We start from the raw sequence: 18,526 nt of genomic DNA on the forward strand, positions 1-18,526 counted from the left end.
TTCGGAAAGGACGTTGGCGTGCTTCTCGGTCTTCGGACGGTCATTCATCCCGCGCCGGATCTCGGTGCGGCGAAGGCGTGGTGGAGCTCGGTGCTGGGGGTGGAGCCGTACTTCGACGAGCCGTTCTACGTGGGGTTCAACGTCGGGGGGTACGAGTTGGGGCTGGACCCGAACGCGGATCCGGCGGTCGGGCCGGTGTCGTACTGGGGGGTGCGGGACGTGGCGGTGGCGGTGGAGCGGTTCGTGGCGGCGGGGGCCGTGGTGCGGGAGCAGGTGCAGGAGGTGGGGGGTGGCATCCGGGTCGGGACGGTGCTGGAGCCTTCGGGGGCGGTGGTGGGGCTGATCGAGAACCCGCACTTCGTGTTGCCGGAGGGTGGGCCGGCGGGGGTGGGTGAGGGTCCGGGGCGCTGACCCGGGAGGTGTGGGTGTGAGGGGTCCCGGCCGTGTTGGTCGGGACCCCTCAGTCGGTGGTGTGGTGGTCGTTGGCGACCAGGGTGCGGGCCAGGCGGGCGGCGGCGGTGGTGACGGGGGGCCAGGCGGGGGAGTGCAGGTGGTCGGTGGGGCGGGGGTCGGGCGGGAGGGTGGTGAGGAGGGTGCGGAGGGCGGCGCCGAGGTCGGCGGTGAGGGCGGCCTCTTCGCCGGTGCGCAGGGTGTGGCCGATCCAGGGGAGGGGGTCGTCGGCGTCGCAGGCTTCGCCGAACAGGGTGGCGAGCAGCGGGGCGGGGTCGAAGGCGTCGTCCTGGAGGCCGGGGGCGGCCAGGGTGAGGACCGCGGCCACCAGCTGGTGGCGCAGGGCGGGGAGGACGGGGCCGGTCACCGGGGGAGCGTACCGGCCGGGTGCGGACGGTCAGGCGTAGGGGCGAGTTGGGGGTCGACGGGGGCGTCGGTGAGGCGGTTGGCGAAGGTGGAGAGGGTGTAGGCGCCGATGCCGAGGACGATTTCGAGGGCGTTGCGCGGGGTGAAGCCGTGGGCGAGGAAGGCGGCGAGGTCGGGTTCGGGGACGGCGCCGGTGTGGTCGAGGACGGTGTGGACGAAGCGGCGGACGGCTTCCAACCGGGCGTCGGGGAGGGGCTGTTGGGCGCGCAGGGCGGTGATCAGGTCGGGGGCGGCGTCGAGTCGGGTGAGGGCGGCGGTGTGCATGGCGACGCAGAGGTGGCAGCGTTGCGGGTGGCGATGGTGAGGATGACGGTTTCGCGGACCGTCGGGTCGAGTTCGGTGGTGTCGAAGAGGGCGGTCAACTTGAGGAAGCCGTCGAGGAGTTGGGGTGAGTGGGCGAGGCGGGCCGCGGCGGAGGGGAGGTAGCCGAGGTGGCGGGTGACCTGGTCGAGCTGGCGGCGGGCGGCCGGCGGGGCGGTGTCGGGGGTGAGGTCGGGGAAGTGCGTTCCGGTGGAGGAGGCGGGGGAGGTGGAGGGAGTGGAGGTGGGCATGGGTGGGCCTTTCGGGGTGGGTGGAGGGCAGGCCGGGGTGGCCGACGAGCGGGCCCCGGCGGTGCGTCCTAGAATGGACAACGTGGTTGACCAAAACGTAAACCAGGTTGTCGATTCGCGCAACGGGGATCCGGCCGGCCGGGCCCGGGACGGGTTCGAGCTGCCGCTGCTGCTGTTCGCCGGATTCCGCACGATCATCGACGAGTTGCACGACCGGCTGGCCCGCGAGGGGCACCCGGACGCCCGGCCCGCGCACGGGTTCGCCTGCAGGCGATCGGGATCGACGGGGCGAGTGCGAGCGAGATCGGCCGGCGGCTGGGGGTGTCCAAGCAGGCCGCCGGAAGACCGTCGACCGGCTGGAGGCGCTCGGGTACGCGGAGCGGGCGGACGATCCGCGGGACGCGCGGCGCAAGATCGTCCGGTTGACGCCGTACGGGCTGGACCTGCTGCCCGGTCGGCGGCCGGGTTCGAGGAGATCCGGGGGCGCTGGGCGGCCGCGCTCGGGGAGCGGCGGCTGCGCGAACTGGAGGACGGGCTCGCGCAGTTGACCGGTTCGTCCCGGGTTCCGGCTGGACGCGCGGGCTGGTTCACCGGCTGAGGGTGCCAGTGGTCGGCTGGTTCACCGGCTGAGCGGCCGGCGGTGGGCCGGGTTCGCCGGCCGAGCAGCCGCCGGTGGGCGCTGCCGTCGGGGCGTGGGGAGGGCGGTTGGGTGGACACGGTCCGGTGAACGTGGTCCGGGGGGACCCCGGCCGGGCGCGTCGGGTGGCACCATGAGACGGCCGGGTTACGGCGATGGGACGGGAACAAGCGGTCCAGGGGGAACGGATGCTCGCCGAATCGTTGGTCGCGCTCGCCGGCGCGGGTGGTACGGCGTTGGTGGGGGCGATGGCCACCGACGCCTGGCAGACCGTCAGGGACCGTGCCGCCAGGCTGTTCGGGCGGGGCGGGGCGGTCGGGCAGGAGGTGGTGGAGGCCCGGCTGGACCGGGACGCCGGGTTGGTGGCGCTGGCGTCGGAGCCGGAGCGGGCGCGGCAGGGGCTCGCCCCGGGGTGGCAGGTCGAGTTGGAGGCGCTGCTGACCGAGCACCCCGAACTGGCCGAGGAGCTGCGGGTGTTCGTGGAGCAGACGGTGGCCGCGCTGCCCCGGGCCGAGCAGAACTGGACGTTGAACGTGACCGCGCGCGACCACGGCCGGGCCTACGGTGCGATCGGCGGGAACGTGGTGGTGCACGAGGCGGCGCAGCCCGATCCGCCGCGCGGGCCCGTCCCGGACGGGGGCGGGGAGGCGGGCGAGGGGCAGCGGTGAGACCGCCGGGGCCGTCCGACGGGCGGGGCGGTTGGTCGGGGCGGGCGGAGCAGCGGGTCGTCGCGGAGGCCGGGTTCGCGTACGGGGCGATCGGTGCGGACATCCACGTCTTCGGCGACGGCACGCCCGTCTACGTGCTGGAGAACTGGCGGCCGGGGGAGGCCGTCGAGGACGCCTGGCTGGGCGAGTTGCCGAGCCGGATGCTCAACGCCCGCTGGGAGGTGGTCGGTTTCACCGGCCGGGCGGCGGAGCTGGCCGAGCTGCGGGCCTGGTGCGGGGGCGGTCCCCGGCTGGGGGTCCGCTGGCTGCACGGGCCCGGCGGGCAGGGCAAGACCCGGTTGGCGGCCCGGCTGGCCCGGGAGTTGGCCGACGACGGGTGGAAGGTGGTCACCGCCACCGAGGGCCCGGGGTCGGTGCTGCCGCCGCCGGGCAGCCAGGACCTGCGGCTGGACGGTGCGCCGGGCCTGCTGCTGCTCGTCGACTACGCCGACCGGTGGCCGCTCTCCCACCTGACCTGGCTGCTCAGCAACGCGCTGCTGCACGACCCGGCCGTGCCGGCCCGGGTGCTGATGCTCGCCCGGGACACCGGGCCCTGGCCGGCGGTCCGCGCGGTGCTGGCCGACCACCGGGCCGGGACCTCGGCGCAGGAGCTGGCGGCCCTCGGTGACGGCGACGACCCGGCCGGCCACCGGGCCCGGATGTTCACCGCGGCCCGGGACGGCTTCGCGGCGCGGTACGGGGTGGCGGTCCCCGGCTGGATGTCCCCGCCGCCGTGGCTGGACGGGCCGGAGTTCGGGCTCACCCTGGCCGTCCACCTGGCGGCGCTGGTGTCCGTCGACGCCCACCTGGCCGGGCGGCAGACGCCCACGGACCCGGCCGGGCTGACCGTCTACCTGCTGGACCGCGAGCACCTGCACTGGGCGCGCCGGCACGGCGACGGGACCCACCGGCTGGACGGCGACGGCAGCCACCGGTCGGACGGAGGCTCCCGGGAGGCGCCGTGGACCACTCCGCCGGAGGTGATGAACCGGGTGGTGTTCGCGGCCGCGCTGACCGGCCCGCTGGCGCCGCGGGCCGGTGCGCGGGCGCTCGACGGGCTGGAGCTCGGGCTGCCCGCGGAGCGGGTGCTGGCCGACCACACGAGCTGCTACCCGCCCGCCGGGGCCGACCGGGCCACCGTCCTGGAACCGCTGCAACCCGACCGGCTGGCCGAGGACTTCGCCGCCCTGACGCTGCCCGGCCACGCCGCGGACTACCCGGCCCGGGACTGGGCACCGGGCAGCGTCCGCACGCTCACCGGCGACCGGCCGGCCCCCGGCTGGATCCGGCGCACCCTGCTGCTGTTGGCCGCGGCCGCCGAGCGCTGGCCGCACGTGGCGGACGGGCACCTGTTCCCGCTGCTGCGCGGGCGGCCCGGGCTGGCCGTCGAGGCGGGCAGCCCGGTGCTGAGCGCGCTTGCCGCGCTGCCCGGCGTCCCGTTCGACCTGCTGGAGGCGGTGGAGTCGCAGCTGCCCCCCTACCAGCACGTCGACCTGGCGCCGGGCGCGGCCGACCTGGCCTGCGTGCTGGCCCGGCGGCGGCTGGCCCGCACCGGGGACCCGGCGCAGCGGGCGGCGATCCACGCCCGGCTCGCCAACGCGCTGGCCGGGGCCGGGCGTTACCGCGAGAACCTGGACGCGCTGACCGAGGCGGTCGAGCTCTACCGGCCGCTGGCCCAGGCCGACCCGGCGACGTTCGAGCGGCCGCTGGCCTTCGTGCTGTCCAACCTCGCCACCCGGCTGGCCCGGTACGGGGAGCGGCAGACCTCGCTGGCCTTCGCGCTGGAGGCGGTCGACACCGCCCGGCGGCTCGGCCTGATGGAGCCGACGGCCACGGGGACGGGCGGCGGCGCGCTGCTGGTGAACCTCGCGAGCCGGCTGCGGGTGGCCGGGCGGACGGCGGAGGCGCTGGAGGCCGACCACGAGGCGCTGGGGATCTTCTGGCGGATGTCCCGGACCAGGTCGTCCGAGGCGGAGGGGCTGTCCCATCTGTCGGCCTGCCTGAACAACATCGCCATGCTGCTGCCGCGCGGCTACCTCGGGGGCCGGGCCGCGCTGGCGGCGCTCGAACAGGCGGTGGTCCTGGACCGCAGGCTCGCCGCGGGCAACCCGGCCCGGTACGAGGCCGCCCTGGCCGGCGCCCTGCGGATGCTGGCCGAGTGGCTGGTCCAGCACTACGAGCTGGCCGAGGCGATCATCCGGGCCGCGCCGGACAGCCCCGGCCTGCACCAGCCCGTCGCGGCGGGCTGGCGGCAGCGTGCGGTGGCCCTGGCCGGGGAGGCGGTGGACGTCGACCGGCGGCTGCTGACCGGGACGCCCGCCGTGATGGAGCTCCAACTCGCCGAGTCGCTGCGGGTGTTGAGCCGGGCCCTGGCCGCCGCCGGGCAGCCGGAGGAGGCCGCCGTCGCGCTGGCGGAGAGCGCCGCGCTGCGGGAGCGGCTGGCCGAGCCCGAATCCGGCCGCCCGGTGGACGTCGCCGAGCCGCCGGAGCCGGTCGACCACCGCCGGGAGACGATGGCGGCGGCCCGGACCGGCGTCACCCTGTGCGCGTACCTGGCGAGCGTCGACCCGGAGACCCACCGCCCGTTGCTGGCCGAGGCGTTGGAGCACGTCGGCGCCGTCGCCCCGTACGACCGCGCGGGCCTGGCCGACCGGGAGGCGGCCGTCCCGCTCTGGCAGGAGCTGGTGGACGCCGACCTGGCGGCCTACGGGCCGTCCCTGGTCGGCGCGTTGGGGGTGATCAGGATGGTCCGGCGCACCCTCGGGACGGACGCGGAGGACGAGCGGGCCGGCGCGGAGCAGGAGCGGCTGGCGGCCCGGATCGCCGCCGCCGAGCAGGAGCAGCGGCGCCGCCGCCTGGCCCCGCGGCTGCCCTGGGGGCCGGCCGGGGAGATCGACGCCGAGGCGCGGCGGCTCACCGCGGCCGGGGACGACGCCGGGCTGTGGGCGCTGGCGCTGTCCGTCCCGGTGGCGGACGGTGCGCGGCTGGCCCGGGCGCTCGCCGGGCGGTGGCAGCCGCCGGGGCCCGCCGCGCGGGCGCTGGCCGAGCGCCTCGCGGCCGCGGACCCGGCGGTGCCCGCCCGCCGCTCCCCGGCCGCCCCGGACCGGGAGCTGCCGGTCCTCGGCGGCAGCGCGGACGGCGTCGGCTTCGCCCACGGCCGGCCCGCGCTCGCGGTCAACGGCCTTCAGCCGGACGGCCGTTGGGCGATCAGGGGGTTCGACGCGGGCAGCGGCCGGCTGCGGGTGCTGCACCGCGGCGCCGGCCCGTACGGGTGGGAGGCGGTCGCCTGCCTCGGCCCGCGGCGGGTCGTCGCCGTGCTGGACCTGCCGGAGCCGCCGCACCAGGTGCTGGCGCTGCTCGACGGCGGCGCCGGGGAGCAGCTCGCCGAGGGCAACGCGCTGCGCGGCGCCCGGGTGGCGGCCACCGCGGACGGCTACGTGGTGGGCCTGGCGCGGATGCGCGGCATCCTGGTGGGGACGGGCGGCGAGCCACCGGTCGCCGTCGACCTGGCCGGCACCGGGCTGTCGCGCTGCGACCGCCTCGCCGTCGACCCGACCGGCACCCGGGTCGCGCTCACGGACGGCCGCCGGACGGTGCTGGTCGGCCTGCCCGAGGGGCGGGCGATCGCCGCGGCCGAGACCGGGGGCGCGGCGGAGGCCGTCCTGCTCGGCCCCGACCTGCTGGTCACCGCCGGGGCCGGGGGCGGCCTGCGCCGCTGGGAGCGGCACGGCGGGCAGCTGCGGGAGACGGGCGCGGTGGACACCCCGGTCCTGCACCCGCTGTTCGCGGTGCCGTCCTGGCGGGTGGTGGGCGGCTGGGCGCTCGGCCGGCCGCACTTCCACGACACCGGGACGCTCGACCCCGTCCCCGAACCGCCGCTGACCGCCGGGCTGTCGGAGCCCGTCACGGCCTGGAAGGCGTCCGCCGACGGCCGGTACGTCGTCCACGGCGGCAGCCCCGTCGGGGCCGGGCCGGGCTCGGCGCCCCGCACCCTGCTGCACGACCTGCACCACCCGGCGGCCTGGCTGGCCCGGCCCGCGGCCGCCGTCACCGCCGACGACCTGCCGGTGCTGGCGGCGCTCGCCGGCCGGGCCGAGCGGCGGCTGCGGCCGCTGCTGGGGCTGCTGCACGACGTCGCCGCCCACCGCCTCGCGGGGAGCTGATCCCGGGCGGGGCGGGGCGGGGCCGGACGACAGGCGGCGGGCGGTGGACGGCGAGGGACAGGGGCAGGGGCGGGGCAGGGGCGGGGGCTACGTGCCGTTCTTGTCGGGGTCGGCGGCGAAGGTGATCACGCCGAGGTAGCCGTCGCCGTCCTCGGTGACCTTCAGCAGCATCGACGGCCGGTAGATGCTGTCGCCGTCGTTGAAGGTGTCGCGGCCGGTGTGGGTGCTGTACGGGGCCTTGGCGAAGACCGCGGTGTTCAGCGCCTCGTCCATCATCACCTGGGTGGTGAGGGTGCGTTCGTTGTCGATGTGCACCATCGCGTGGACGTGGACGGTGCGGCCGGAGTACCAGCCCGGCCAGACGGTGGTGAACTCGACGATGCCGTCCTGGTTGGTGACCTGGGCGCCGCGCAGGTAGCGCTTGTCGTCCTGCGGGGTCAGGTCGGCCATGCCGTCGTTCGCGCCGCCACCGCCACCGGCACCGCCGCCACCGCCGGGGCCGCCCGAGGGCGGGGCGCCGGTGGGCGCGCCGGACGGCGGGGCGCCGGTCGGGGCGCCCGACGGGGGAGTGCCGCCGCCGGGGCCGCCGCCCGGGCCGCCACCGCCGCCGGTGGACAGCTGCTCGGCGCCCGAGTACGTGCCGGAGGCGTCGCAGTGCCAGATCTCCACCACCGCGCTCGGGACCGCCCGGCAGCTCTCGCTGTCCTGCACCCGGATCGCCAGTCGGAGGCGGACGCCCTCGCGGTCCTCGCGGATGTCGCTGCGGATCTTGTCGGCGTCGAAGTAGTACGGGCCCTGGGTGGTCTGCGCGGTCAGCGCGCAGGTGTTGGCGTCCGCGAACAGGCCGGTCAGGTCCTCGGTGGTCGACGCCTGCGGGGAGATCGAGGCGTCGGCCCCCGTGGTGGTCCTCGCGCTGGTGCCGCCCCCGTCCCCGCCCGTGCCGGAGCAGGCGGCGAGCAGCGCGCCCAGGCCGATGCTGCTGATGCCGGCCAGGGCGCGGCGGCGGCTGACCCGCCGGCCCTCGTCGTGGTCGTGCCCGGGGTGCTGCTGCTCGGCTGCCATCGGTTTCCCGTCCCTTTTCGATCCCTTTACCGTTCCGGGCAGCGTAGGAACGGCGGATGAGGGCGGTCTTGGGATCGGATGAGAGAACGATGGCCGGGCCGACGGGCCGTCAGCGGGCGGCGCGGCGCTGGGCCTCCGCCTCGTCCTCGGCCTCCGCCTGCTCCAGGGTCGGCGCGGTGCCGCCCAGGTGGGCGGGCAGCCACCAGGAGTCGTCCGGGCCGGCCGGCTTCGCCGGGTAGTCGCGCTGGGCGCGGTCCAGCATCTCGGTCATCGCGGCGCGCAGGCGGCGGGTCACCATGACGGGCTTGTCGGTCGGGGCCAGGTGGATCGGCTCGCCGATCATGATGGTGACCGGGACGTGGCGCTTGGTCAGCGTCTTCGGGCGGCCCTTGGTCCACAGCTGCTGGGTGCCCCACAGGATCACCGGCAGCAGCGGGGTGCCGGAGTCCGCGGCCATCCGGGCCGCGCCGGTCTTGAACTTCTTCAGCGTGAACGAGCGGCTGATGGTGGCCTCCGGGAACACCCCGACCACCTCGCCCTCGCGCAGCGCCTTCACCGCGGCCTCGTACGCGGGCTGGCCGTCGGTGCGGTCCACCGGGATGTGCTTCATGCCGCGCATCAGCGGGCCGGAGACCTTGTGCCGGAACACGTCGTCCTTGGCCATGAAGCGGGTCTTGCGGCGGCCCACCCGGTACGCGCCGAAGCCCGCGAAGATGAAGTCCAGGTAGCTGATGTGGTTGCTGACCAGGACGGCGCCGCCGGTGGCGGGGACGTGCTCGGCGCCGACGATGGAGATCCGCAGGTCCAGCGCCTTGAAGGCGGCGAGCGCGGTACGGATCACCGGCGGGTACACGAACTCAGCCACGGTCAGCCCTACTTCCCACGGGCCATGCGCCCGGTCCGGTGGTACCCGGGGCGTGGTGGCAGGGCCGCGAAGTCGCGGCACGCCGCGGCGGCCACGGGTGTTTCCCCCCGATGATCCCCCGAACGGGCACGGTCTGTCACGCCCGCCCCCTCCGGGGGCCGGGCGCGGGCGCGGTGCAGCAGCAGGTGGAACTCGCAGCCGAGGCAGTAGTCGAAGGCGGCGTTCAGGGAGGCGGCGCCCAGGGCCGGTGCGGTGAGGGCCGTGGCGAGCGGGCCGAGGCCGGCCGGTGCGGCCAGGACGGCGAGCAGGGTGAAGGCCGGGCCGACGCCCTGGGCGAACCGCGGCGGGCGGGCGTCCTCGAGTTCGGCGGGCGGCCCGAGCCGGGGGCGGACCAGGGCGCGGTAGAGCAGGCCGTACGGGGCGTAGCGGTGGCCGCCGAGCGCGCCGGCGGCGAAGACCGCGGCCTGGACGGCGAGCAGCAGGCGGCTGCCGGTGATCAGGGCGGCGGCGAGGACGAGGGTGGTGAGGACGGCGGCGGAACGGGGGCCGCGGGGGTCTGTCTGCGCGGGCTGCACGGAGGGGCTCCGGAGAAGGGGTCGCCAGCGGGAGGGCGGACGTCGGGGACGTGCGCTCAGCGACAGCGGGTGGTGCAGGCCCGGCACGGGTCGATCACCCGGCGGCTGGTCAGCCGGGCGTTCGACGACGGGGTGCGGGCGGTCACGGGGGCGATGCTACCGGGGCGGGTTTGTCACACTGGGCGGGTGACCGGACTGATCCTGTGCCTGGTGGTGCTGGTGGTGGCCGGCGGGTTCGGAGCGCTGCGCAAGGCGCGGGACGGGAGGCTGCGGGTGCGGGGCGGGGACGGTGCGGTGCGGTTGACCGGGGCGGAGCTGGGGGCGCCGTTGGGGGCGCGGGCGACGCTGGTGCAGTTCTCGACGTCGTTCTGCCAGCCGTGCCGGGCCACCCGGCGGACGCTGGCGGAGGTGGCCGGGATGGTGGAGGGCGTCGCGCACGTGGAGGTGGACGCCGAGTCGCAGCTGGAGTTGGTGCGGCGGCTGGAGGTCCTGCGGACGCCGACCGTGCTGGTGCTGGACGCGTCGGGCCGGGTGGTGCGGCGGGCGGCGGGTCAGCCGCGCCGGGCGGACGTGATCGCGGCGCTGGGCGAGGCGGTCTAGGAAGCACCCGGCGCGGGGGCGTTCAATCTCACAGGGGATCTGGCGCCGAGTCAGGTGGCACGCGGGTCGGGCTGGGGCAGGATGGGCCACAGGCGGCGGCATGGTGCCCGGCCGGACCGGCGGGCAGCGTAAGCTACTGGCGAGTAGTGACGGCTGGGCTACTCGTGAGTATGCTGCCGGGGAGTTCCGGAGGGGCACCTGCGCACGTCGCTCGGGCCGCGGGCCCCGCGCGTGGGGCGAGGATCGCCCGGCGCGCACGGACAGTTGCCGCAGCCGCCGGATCGGACCAGTAACAGGAGAGCAGGCCGTGAGCTTGAGGATCGTTGTCTGTGTGAAGTACGTGCCCGACGCGACCGGTGACCGTCGCTTCGCGGACGATGCCACCACCGACCGGGAGGGCGTGGACGGCCTCCTGTCGGAGCTGGACGAGTACGGCGTCGAGCAGGCGCTGCGGATCGCGGAGGCCAACGAGGGCGCCGAGGTGACGGTGCTCACCGTGGGCCCGGACGACGCGAAGGACGCGCTGCGCAAGGCGCTGTCGATGGGCGCGGACAAGGCCGTGCACGTCAACGACGACGACATCCACGGCACGGACGCGCTCGGGACCTCGGCGATCCTGGCGGCCGCGCTGGAGAAGACCGGCTACGACCTGGTGGTGTGCGGCATGGCCTCCACCGACGGCACCATGGGCGTGCTGCCCGCGCTGCTGGCCGAGCGCCTGGGCGTGCCGCAGGCCACGCTGCTGTCGGAGGTGGCGGTGGCCGGGGGCAGGGTGAGCGGTCGCCGGGACGGCGACGCGGCCACCGAGCAGGTCGAGGCGGCGCTGCCCGCGGTGGTCTCGGTCACCGACCAGTCCGGCGAGGCCCGCTACCCCTCGTTCAAGGGCATCATGGCGGCGAAGAAGAAGCCGGTGCAGTCCCTGGACCTGGACGACCTGGGCATCGACGCCGACACCGTCGGCCTGGCCGGCGCCTGGACGAAGGTCGAGGACGTCACCGCCCGCCCCGCCCGCACCAAGGGCGTCATCGTGACCGACGAGGGCGAGGGCGGCAAGCAGCTCGCCGCCTACCTCGCCGAGCAGAAGTTCATCTGACGGGCCGCCGGGAACAAAGGGATACGGAGCAAACAACCATGAGCGAGATCCTGGTCCTCGTCGACCACGCCGACGGCGCCGTGCGCAAGCCCGCCCTCGAACTGCTGACCCTCGCCCGCCGCCTGGGCACCCCCTCCGCCGTCGTCCTCGGCGCCGGAGCCGCGGCCGCCGACATCGCCGCCAAGGCCGCCGAGTACGGCGCCGCCAAGGTCTACACCGCCGACGCCGAGGAGTTCACCTCCCAGCTGGTGGTGCCCAAGGTCGACGCGCTGACCCAGATCGCCGAGGACACCGGCGCCGCCGCCGTCCTGGTCACCTCCTCCGGCGAGAACAAGGAGGTCGCCGCCCGCACCGCCCTGCGCCTGGGCTCCGGCCTGATCACCGACGCCGTCGACGTCGAACAGGGCACCGGCGGCCCCGTCGCCACCCAGTCGGTGTTCGCCGCGTCCTTCCAGGTCAAGTCGACCGTCACCACCGGCGCCCCGGTCATCACCGTCAAGCCCAACAGCACCGCCCCCGAGCCCGCCCCCGCCGCCGGCGAGGTGCAGAACGTCACCGTGGCACTCAGCGGCAACGCTGCCACCGTCACCGCCCGCACCCCGCGCGTGTCCACCGGCCGCCCCGAGCTGACCGAGGCCGCCATCGTGGTCTCCGGCGGCCGCGGCGTCGGCGCCGCCGACGGCTTCACCGTCGTCGAGGACCTCGCCGACGCCCTCGGCGCCGCCGTCGGCGCCTCCCGCGCCGCCGTCGACGCCGGCTGGTACCCGCACAGCAGCCAGGTCGGCCAGACCGGCAAGCAGGTCTCCCCCCAGCTCTACGTCGCCGCCGGCATCTCCGGCGCCATCCAGCACCGCGCCGGCATGCAGACCAGCAAGACCATCGTCGCCGTCAACAAGGACCCCGAAGCCCCCATCTTCGAACTCGTCGACTACGGCGTCGTCGGCGACCTCTTCACCGTCCTCCCCCAGCTCACCGGCGAGGTCAAGGCCCGCAAGGGCTGACCTGACCGGACCCGGCCGGAAACGGCCGACGGCGCGGCTCCCGGGGTCTCCGGGAGCCGCGCCGTCGTGCTGTCAGCGGCCCGCGAGGGAGCGCACGAAGCGGTTGGCGTCGACGGTGCCGAGGCCGGAGGCCAGGTCGTAGCCCTTGGTGGCCCGGTAACCCGTCACGGTGTCCCAGGAGTTGTCGCCCGCGGTGACGTCGGTGATGCCGCTGAGCTGCGAGGGCAGCAGGGCCAGGCCGTACAGGCGGGGGTTGAGCTGGCCCAGGCGGTGGCCCGCGAGCTGGGCGGCCAGCGCGACGACGCCGGAGAAGACCGGGGTCGCCTCGCTGGTGCCGCCGACCAGGTGCCAGCCGACCCGGGTCGGGTCGTACGACTCGTACGTCCAGGCCGCGCCGTCCACCGCCGCGCTCATCGAGATGTCGGGGGTGCCGCGGTGGTTGCCGGTCACGTTCGCCACGGCGGTCTGGTACCAGGGGCGTTCGAAGACGCCGGAGACGCCGCCGCCCGCCGCGCCGTAGTCGTCGTGCCAGACCTTGTCCGGGGCGGTGCGGTTGCCGTCGTTGTCCAGGGTCAGCTGGGTGCCGCCGACCGAGGTGACCAGCGGGTCCGAGGACGGCCAGGAGTTGACCTTGTACGGGTACAGGTCGCTGCCGTTCTCCATCGCGTCGGTGGCGCCGTTGTCGCCGGACGCGCCGAGCACCGTGACGTCCTTGGCGGCCGCGTACTTGAAGGCGTAGCGGAGCTTCTCGATCGACTTGAAGTCGCCCTTGTCGTAGCCCGGGAAGGTGTTCTCGGTGGCGCCGAAGCTCTGCGAGATCACGTCCACGTCGTGCGACTTGATGACGGCCTTCTCGGCGTCCATCATCTCCGGCAGGCCGGTGACGCCCTCGGTCTCGGCGACGCCGGTCTCCACCAGCACGATGTGCGCGTCCGGGGCGATCGCGTGCGCGTACTCGACGTCCAGGGTGGTCTCGCCGGCCCAGCCGGTGTGGTCGGCGTTGGTCGGGTCGAACACCGGGACGTCGCCCCACTTGACCACCTCGACCTGGGTGTCCGGGATGCCCCACTGCTTGTCGAAGGTCTCCAGGTCGTGCTGGATCGTCGGCGAGCCGAACGAGTCCACGATCACGATGGTGCGGCCCTTGCCGGTCACGCCCTGCCGGTACAGCGGGTCCAGGTGGTAGGCGGTGCGGTACTGCAGCGGCGAGTAGCAGTGGATGCCGATCTGCGTCACGCAGTCCGAGGTCGATATCGGCGCGACCCGGCCGACCGCGTCGATCTGCCCGGCCGAGGCGGGGCGCAGCTTGAACGTCGCCGGGAGGTGCGCGGCGGACTGGGCGGTTGCGGTCGCACCGGTCAGGGCGGTGGCCCCGACGGCGAGCAGCGCGGCGGCCCGCAGCGCGGTGGAGCGTCGGGTGCCCGCGGTGGCGGGGTGCATGCCCAAGGAGACTCCTCGATGAGAAGGGGCCCGAGCCGGGTCCGGCCGGGGCGGCCCCTATCCCATCGGCAGCCGACGGGCCCTTCCATAGTCCGGGCGGGCCGCCCCGATGGCCCCGGTCGGCCACCTGATTCGGTAAAGGGAACGGAGAGGTTCGGTAACGCCGCAGCTCCGGACGGTCGGCCGGGCCCTGCTGCGCGCGGGCGGCCCGGCCTCGTAGAGTCGGGCGGCATGGGACTGCTGACAGCACTCGACGGCGGGTACGGGGACCGGGCGGACGCCGTGGTGGTGGACGGGACCGCCCTGTCCTGGGAACAACTGCTCGGCGCGGCCGGGGCGGTGGCCGAACGCGCCGCCGGGGCGCCCGGCCTCGCCGTCCTGGCCCGGCCCACCGCCGAGACGGTCGCGGCCGTGGCCGGCGGCCTGCTCGCGGGCGTGCCGGTGGTGCCGGTGCCGCCCGACTCCGGGCCGGTGGAGCGCGCGCACATCCTGCGCGACAGCGGCGCCACCCTGCTGGCCGGCGCCGGACTGCCGGACGACACAGCGGAGTTGACGGCCCTTCCGGTGTCGCTGACGGACCGCCCGTCCGGCACCTGGCGCCCCGCCGCCGAGGACGCCGACCGGACCGCGTTCGTGCTGTACACCTCCGGCACCACCGGCGCCCCCAAGGGCGCGCTGATCGCGCACCGGGCCGTCGCCGCCGGGCTCGACGCGCTCGCCGGAGCCTGGCAGTGGGACGCCGAGGACACCCTGGTGCACGGCCTGCCGCTGTTCCACGTGCACGGCCTGGTGCTCGGCGTGCTCGGCGCGCTGCGCACCGGCAGCCGCCTCGTGCACACCGGCCGGCCCACCCCCGCCGGGTACGCGGCCGCCCGCGGCAGCCTGTACTTCGGCGTCCCCACCGTGTGGTCGCGGATCGCCGCCGACCCGGCCGCCGCCCGCGAACTCGCCGCCGCCCGGCTGCTGGTGTCCGGCAGCGCGCCGCTGCCCGTCCCGGTCTTCGAACGGCTGCGGGAACTCACCGGGCAGGCCCCCGCCGAGCGGTACGGCATGACCGAGACGCTGATCACCGTCGCCACCCGGGCCGACGGCGAGCGCCGCCCCGGCGCGGTCGGCGTGCCGCTGCCCGGCGTGCGGACCCGGCTGGCCGGGGAGGACGGGCGGCCGGTGCCCGCCGACGGCGAGAGCGTCGGCGAACTCCAGCTCCAGGGGCCCACGCTGTTCGACGGCTACCTCGGGCGGCCCGAGGCCACCGCCGCGTCCTGGACCGCCGACGGCTGGTTCCGCACCGGGGACGTCGCCGTGATCGGACCCGACGGCTTCCACCGGATCGTCGGCCGGGCCTCCGTCGACCTGATCAAGAGCGGCGGCTACCGGATCGGCGCCGGCGAGGTCGAGGCCGCGCTGCGCGACCACCCCGGCGTCGCCGACGCCGCCGTGGTCGGCGCCCCCGACCCGGACCTCGGCCAGGCCGTGGTCGCGTACGTGGTCGCGGCGGACGGCGGCGGGGCCGGTGCCGGCGGGGTCGGCGAGCGGGAGCTGATCGACTTCGTGGCGCGGCGGCTGTCCGTCCACAAGCGGCCCCGCCGGGTGGTCCTGGTCGAGGACCTGCCGCGCAACGCGATGGGCAAGGTGCTCAAGAAGCAACTCCTGGACGGCGCAGGGTAACCCGGGCTGTCGGCCGGTTCGCGGGCCGGTGCGCCGACCGGTGCGCGGGCCGGTTCGCGGGCCGTCCTTTCAGGAGGGCGGGGAGTGGGTACCACTGGGGTGGCGTGGGGGCCGGTGCCCCGCGCTGCCCGGCGCACGGCCGGGCCGGTGCCACGGAGGGGCAGGGGATGCTGTGATCGTCTGGGTCAATGGGGCGTTCGGGGCGGGCAAGACGAGCGCCTGCCGGGAGTTGGTCGGACTGCTGCCGGGGAGCGTGCTGTTCGACCCTGACACCCTCGGGCCGGTCCTGCGGGCCGCCCGGCCCGACCACGGGCCGGGCGAGCTCCAGGACTCGCCCGCCTGGCGGCACCTGGCCGCCGAGACCGCCGCCGCGCTGGCCGCCGAGGCCGACGGGCCGGTCCTGGTCCCCGCCACGCTGCTGCGCCAAGAGCACCGCGACGAGGTCTTCGGCTCGCTGGCCGGGCGCGGCATCCCGGTCCACCACGTCGTCCTCGACCCGGTCGAGACGATCCTGCGGGCCCGGATCGCCACCCGCGAGGACGTCCCCGGGGACCCGGAGGCCACCGCCCGGCTGCGCCGCCGCGCCCGCGAGGCGCTGCCCGCCTACCTCACCGCCCGCGGCTGGCTGGCCGGGGACGCCCGGATGGTCGACAACGGGGTGCTGACGCCCCGGCAGACCGCCGAGCGGATCGCCGACCTGGTGCGCGGCGGCGCCGCGCGCTGCCCGATCGTGCGCAGCGAGGGCGGCGCCGGGGACACCGTCGCCGCGGCGGTGCTGCTCTTCGACGACCGGGACCGGGTGCTGCTGGTCGACCCCGCGTACAAGCCGCACTGGGAGTTCCCCGGCGGCGTCGTCGAGTGCGGCGAGGCGCCCACCGCGGCCGGCGTCCGGGAGGTCGCCGAGGAACTCGGCCTGCGGCTGCACCCGGAGGAACTGCGGCTGCTCGCCGTCGACTGGGAGCCCGGCGCCGGACGCGGACGCGGCGGCCTGCGCCTGGTCTACGACGGCGGGCGGCTCGGCCCCTCCCAGGTGCTGCGGCTGCGGCTGCCCGCCGGGGAACTGCGCGACTGGCACTTCGCGACCCTGCGGGAGGCCGCCGAGATGCTGCCCGCCGGGCGGATGCGGCGGCTGGCCGCCGCGCTGGAGGCCCGGGCGGTCGGCGAGCTGCGCTACCTGGAGGGCGGGCGGCCCGCCGCGACGGGGGCGGCGTCCGCGCGCTGAGGAGGCGGTTCCCCGGGCGGGTTCCCCGGGCCGGGGCGGGCGGGGGCAGGATGGGGGGATGCCGTTCACCCTGAGCCACGCCGCCGCCGTCCTGCCCGGCCTGCGGGCCGCGAAGCGCAAGGGCGCGCTGGTCGCCGCCGGACTCGTCGCCGGCTCGCTGGCGCCCGACGTGCCGTTCTTCGCGGAGTCCCTCGTCCGGGGGGTCTACCGGCACGGCGGGTTGACGCACCGCTGGTGGGCCGCCCCCACCCTCGACGTCGCGGTCGGGGCCGGGCTGGTGGCCGGCTGGTACGGCCTGTGGCGCGAGCCGCTGCGGGCCGCGGTGCCCGGCCGGTGGAACGCGGTGGCCCCCGAGCGGCGCCCGGCCCCCGGCGAACTCCTGCTGGCCGCCGGGGCGTTGGCCGCGGGCGCGGCCACCCACCTGGCCTGGGACTCCTTCACCCACCACGGCCGGGCCGGCGTCCGGGCCCTGCCGGTGCTGGAACGCGAGGTCGCGGGCGTCCCGCTGCACACCGCCCTGCAGTACGGGACGTCGCTGCTCGGCCTGGGCGTGCTCGCCCGGTACGCCGGCCCCTGGCGGGAGAGCCGCCGGGGCACCGCCGCGCTGCTCGCCGCCGCGACCCTCGCGGGGGCGGCCGAGCGGGTCCTGCGCGGCGAGCGGGGCGTGGTCGACGAGGCCTGCTTCGGTGCGGGCGCGGGCCTGGCGGTCGGCGCGGCGGTCCTCGGGCTGGCCGGAGTCCGGGGCGGAGAGCGGCCGGAAACCCCCGGGACCGGGTCGAACCGGCCGTCCGCCGACCGGAGTTGACCGGCCCGGCGGACGGACCGTCGGAGGCGCTGGGCAGGGGCGGCCCCCGGGCTCGGAGGGGGCGCGTACGAAGCAGGGGGGAACGGCCACGATGGCGAGCACGGTGGGTACGTCGGACCGGTTGCCGGAACTGGCCTCGGGAGCCCGGCGGGCGGTGCTGCGGCTCGACCCGACCGAGCGTCCGCGACTGATCGTGCCGGGCACCGGCGGGCCGCACCCGCTGGTCCAGGGCCTGCTCGGGCCGATGGCCATGGTGCTGATGCGCACCTACTACCTCGCGGTCACCGACCGGTCGGTGTTCGTGCTGCGCGGACCGCGGTCGACGGGCGAGCCGGAGGAGGCCCTGGCCGTGGTGCCGCTGGAGCAGGCCGGGGCACTGGTGGCGAAGGTCGCCCACGGCCGCCGGCGCAGCCGGGTGTGGCTGCGGCTGCCGCAGGCGAAGCGGCCGGTGCGGATGGAGGTGTGGTTCACCTCCCGGCCGCAGCTGGACGCCTTCCTGGCCAGGCTCTGACCTCCGGCCGGGGCCGTCAGAGGTAGCCGTTGGCGGCGAGGTGGGCGCCGATGGCGCGGTAGGCGGCGGGGTCGTCGGGGGTGAGGGCGGCGAGGCCGTCGACGTAGCGGTTGTACATGCAGAAGGCGGCGGCGATCAGGACGGTGTCGTGGACGGTCTCGTCGTCGGCGCCGGCGGCCTTCGCGGCGGCGACGTCCTCGGGGGTGACGGACAGTCCGCTCTCGGCGACCTTGCCGGCGAGGTGCAGCAGGGCGCGCTGGAGGTCGGTGACGGGGGCGGTGGCGAGGTCGGTCTGGACGGCCTCGACCAGGGCGAAGTCGCCGCCGAGGCGGTGGGCGGCGGTGGCGCCGTGGGCGCCGGCGCAGTAGCGGGTGCGGTTGAGGGCGGAGACGTGGGCGGCGATCAGCTCGCGGTCGCCGACGCCCAGCGGGGAGTCGCCGCGCAGGAGTTGCTCGGCGAGTTCGCTCAGGCGCAGGCCGGAGGAGGGTTTGGCGGCGAGCAGGCCCTGGATGCCGGGGGCGTCGGTGGGCAGTGCGATGTGGGGCATGGGGGTCACTGAAGCGGTTCGGCGCGGGCTTGGCAAGCCCATGACCTGGGAAGGCGGAGCCGGTGCGGGAAGGGCGGGGCATGGCCGTGGCGGGGGGCGGGCAGATTAGGATGGGCGACCGTGACTGACACCGGTAGCACCAAGGACCTGGACCCCGTCGAGCCGGTCGCGGCCCCCGCCGACGACGCCGGTGACGGGGTGTC

The 18,526-nt window shown here is 76.3% G+C and carries 16 protein-coding genes and 2 pseudogenes; 11 read left to right on the forward strand and 7 right to left on the reverse strand.

What is annotated here, in order from left to right; translation table 11 throughout:
• Positions 1 to 18 precede the first annotated feature (18 nt).
• Positions 19 to 411, forward strand: coding sequence for a VOC family protein (locus EDD39_RS17290; RefSeq protein WP_123557083.1), 393 nt, complete (start codon positions 19 to 21; stop codon positions 409 to 411).
• 49 nt (positions 412 to 460) lie between these two features.
• Here EDD39_RS17290 and EDD39_RS17295 read toward each other — a convergent pair whose 3' ends face one another.
• Entirely contained in the window at positions 461 to 817 is a 357-nt protein-coding gene (locus EDD39_RS17295) for an SCO4402 family protein (protein ID WP_123557086.1), read from the reverse strand.
• Positions 814 to 1,427 (reverse strand): annotated as a pseudogene (locus EDD39_RS17300) (carboxymuconolactone decarboxylase family protein). The gene EDD39_RS17295 and the pseudogene EDD39_RS17300 overlap by 4 nt, the downstream one beginning before the upstream one ends.
• A 73-nt stretch (positions 1,428 to 1,500) precedes the next feature.
• Here EDD39_RS17300 and EDD39_RS17305 point away from each other — a divergent pair.
• The 3 genes and pseudogenes from EDD39_RS17305 (at position 1,501) to EDD39_RS17315 (ending at position 6,934) form a co-directional block, all read left to right on the forward strand.
• Positions 1,501 to 2,025: pseudogene (locus tag EDD39_RS17305) on the forward strand (MarR family winged helix-turn-helix transcriptional regulator).
• 227 nt (positions 2,026 to 2,252) lie between these two features.
• Positions 2,253 to 2,732, forward strand: coding sequence for a hypothetical protein (locus EDD39_RS17310; RefSeq protein WP_123557087.1), 480 nt, complete (start codon positions 2,253 to 2,255; stop codon positions 2,730 to 2,732).
• Complete coding sequence (locus EDD39_RS17315) at positions 2,729 to 6,934, forward strand: ATP-binding protein (RefSeq protein WP_123557089.1); 4,206 nt, start codon at positions 2,729 to 2,731, stop codon at positions 6,932 to 6,934. The genes EDD39_RS17310 and EDD39_RS17315 overlap by 4 nt, the downstream gene beginning before the upstream one ends.
• Positions 6,935 to 7,021: 87 nt before the next feature.
• Here the strand turns inward: EDD39_RS17315 and EDD39_RS17320 are convergent, their stop codons facing one another.
• From EDD39_RS17320 to EDD39_RS17330, 3 genes are all read right to left on the reverse strand, one after another.
• Positions 7,022 to 7,996: a peptidase associated/transthyretin-like domain-containing protein gene (locus tag EDD39_RS17320; RefSeq protein WP_123557091.1), complete on the reverse strand. Its 975-nt coding sequence runs from the start codon at positions 7,994 to 7,996 to the stop codon at positions 7,022 to 7,024.
• Positions 7,997 to 8,105: 109 nt separating this feature from the next.
• On the reverse strand, positions 8,106 to 8,861 hold the full coding sequence (locus EDD39_RS17325; RefSeq protein ID WP_123557093.1) for a lysophospholipid acyltransferase family protein: 756 nt from the start codon (positions 8,859 to 8,861) through the stop codon (positions 8,106 to 8,108).
• Positions 8,862 to 8,869: 8 nt separating this feature from the next.
• Positions 8,870 to 9,436, reverse strand: a complete 567-nt coding sequence (locus EDD39_RS17330) for a DUF4395 domain-containing protein (protein WP_123557095.1) — start codon at positions 9,434 to 9,436, stop codon at positions 8,870 to 8,872.
• 186 nt (positions 9,437 to 9,622) lie between these two features.
• On the opposite strand from EDD39_RS17330, the gene EDD39_RS17335 reads away from it, so the two are divergent.
• The 3 genes from EDD39_RS17335 to EDD39_RS17345 all read left to right on the forward strand — a co-directional run bounded on the left by EDD39_RS17335 (position 9,623) and on the right by EDD39_RS17345 (position 12,130).
• Positions 9,623 to 10,036, forward strand: a complete 414-nt coding sequence (locus EDD39_RS17335; RefSeq protein WP_123560528.1) for a TlpA family protein disulfide reductase — start codon at positions 9,623 to 9,625, stop codon at positions 10,034 to 10,036.
• A gap of 307 nt (positions 10,037 to 10,343) precedes the next feature.
• Complete coding sequence (locus EDD39_RS17340) at positions 10,344 to 11,129, forward strand: electron transfer flavoprotein subunit beta/FixA family protein (protein ID WP_425269695.1); 786 nt, start codon at positions 10,344 to 10,346, stop codon at positions 11,127 to 11,129.
• A 38-nt stretch (positions 11,130 to 11,167) separates the two neighbouring features.
• Complete coding sequence (locus EDD39_RS17345) at positions 11,168 to 12,130, forward strand: electron transfer flavoprotein subunit alpha/FixB family protein (RefSeq protein WP_123557099.1); 963 nt, start codon at positions 11,168 to 11,170, stop codon at positions 12,128 to 12,130.
• Between the two features lie 72 nt (positions 12,131 to 12,202).
• On the opposite strand, the gene EDD39_RS17350 is transcribed toward EDD39_RS17345, so the two are convergent.
• On the reverse strand, positions 12,203 to 13,570 hold the full coding sequence (locus EDD39_RS17350) for a S53 family peptidase (RefSeq protein WP_425269696.1): 1,368 nt from the start codon (positions 13,568 to 13,570) through the stop codon (positions 12,203 to 12,205).
• A gap of 231 nt (positions 13,571 to 13,801) precedes the next feature.
• Between EDD39_RS17350 and EDD39_RS17355 the strand changes: the two genes are divergently transcribed.
• The 4 genes from EDD39_RS17355 (at position 13,802) to EDD39_RS17370 (ending at position 17,776) form a co-directional block, all read left to right on the forward strand.
• Positions 13,802 to 15,238 (forward strand): AMP-binding protein, encoded by a 1,437-nt coding sequence (locus tag EDD39_RS17355; RefSeq protein ID WP_123557103.1) that lies wholly within the window; start codon positions 13,802 to 13,804, stop codon positions 15,236 to 15,238.
• A gap of 172 nt (positions 15,239 to 15,410) precedes the next feature.
• Positions 15,411 to 16,460, forward strand: coding sequence for an NUDIX hydrolase (locus tag EDD39_RS17360; protein WP_123557105.1), 1,050 nt, complete (start codon positions 15,411 to 15,413; stop codon positions 16,458 to 16,460).
• 58 nt (positions 16,461 to 16,518) lie between these two features.
• Positions 16,519 to 17,265 carry a DUF4184 family protein gene (locus EDD39_RS17365; protein WP_123557107.1) on the forward strand — a complete coding sequence of 249 codons (747 nt, stop codon included), beginning with the start codon at positions 16,519 to 16,521 and terminating at the stop codon, positions 17,263 to 17,265.
• A gap of 91 nt (positions 17,266 to 17,356) precedes the next feature.
• Positions 17,357 to 17,776, forward strand: coding sequence for a hypothetical protein (locus EDD39_RS17370; protein WP_123557109.1), 420 nt, complete (start codon positions 17,357 to 17,359; stop codon positions 17,774 to 17,776).
• Between the two features lie 16 nt (positions 17,777 to 17,792).
• On the opposite strand, the gene EDD39_RS17375 is transcribed toward EDD39_RS17370, so the two are convergent.
• Entirely contained in the window at positions 17,793 to 18,323 is a 531-nt protein-coding gene (locus EDD39_RS17375) for a carboxymuconolactone decarboxylase family protein (protein WP_123560530.1), read from the reverse strand.
• Positions 18,324 to 18,526 lie beyond the last annotated feature (203 nt).

This window comes from Kitasatospora cineracea (assembly GCF_003751605.1).
Classification (GTDB): domain Bacteria; phylum Actinomycetota; class Actinomycetes; order Streptomycetales; family Streptomycetaceae; genus Kitasatospora; species Kitasatospora cineracea.

What these genes read in the sequence shown, in the direction of transcription:
- EDD39_RS17365 (WP_123557107.1), top strand. Translation starts at nt 16,519, where the DNA reads ATGCCGTTCACCCTGAGCCACGCCGCCGCCGTCCTGCCCGGCCTGCGG.
- EDD39_RS17355 (WP_123557103.1), top strand. Translation starts at nt 13,802, where the DNA reads ATGGGACTGCTGACAGCACTCGACGGCGGGTACGGGGACCGGGCGGAC.
- EDD39_RS17320 (WP_123557091.1), bottom strand. Translation starts at nt 7,996, where the DNA reads ATGGCAGCCGAGCAGCAGCACCCCGGGCACGACCACGACGAGGGCCGG.
- EDD39_RS17350 (WP_425269696.1), bottom strand. Translation starts at nt 13,570, where the DNA reads ATGCACCCCGCCACCGCGGGCACCCGACGCTCCACCGCGCTGCGGGCC.
- EDD39_RS17345 (WP_123557099.1), top strand. Translation starts at nt 11,168, where the DNA reads ATGAGCGAGATCCTGGTCCTCGTCGACCACGCCGACGGCGCCGTGCGC.
- EDD39_RS17370 (WP_123557109.1), top strand. Translation starts at nt 17,357, where the DNA reads ATGGCGAGCACGGTGGGTACGTCGGACCGGTTGCCGGAACTGGCCTCG.
- EDD39_RS17310 (WP_123557087.1), top strand. Translation starts at nt 2,253, where the DNA reads ATGCTCGCCGAATCGTTGGTCGCGCTCGCCGGCGCGGGTGGTACGGCG.
- EDD39_RS17375 (WP_123560530.1), bottom strand. Translation starts at nt 18,323, where the DNA reads ATGCCCCACATCGCACTGCCCACCGACGCCCCCGGCATCCAGGGCCTG.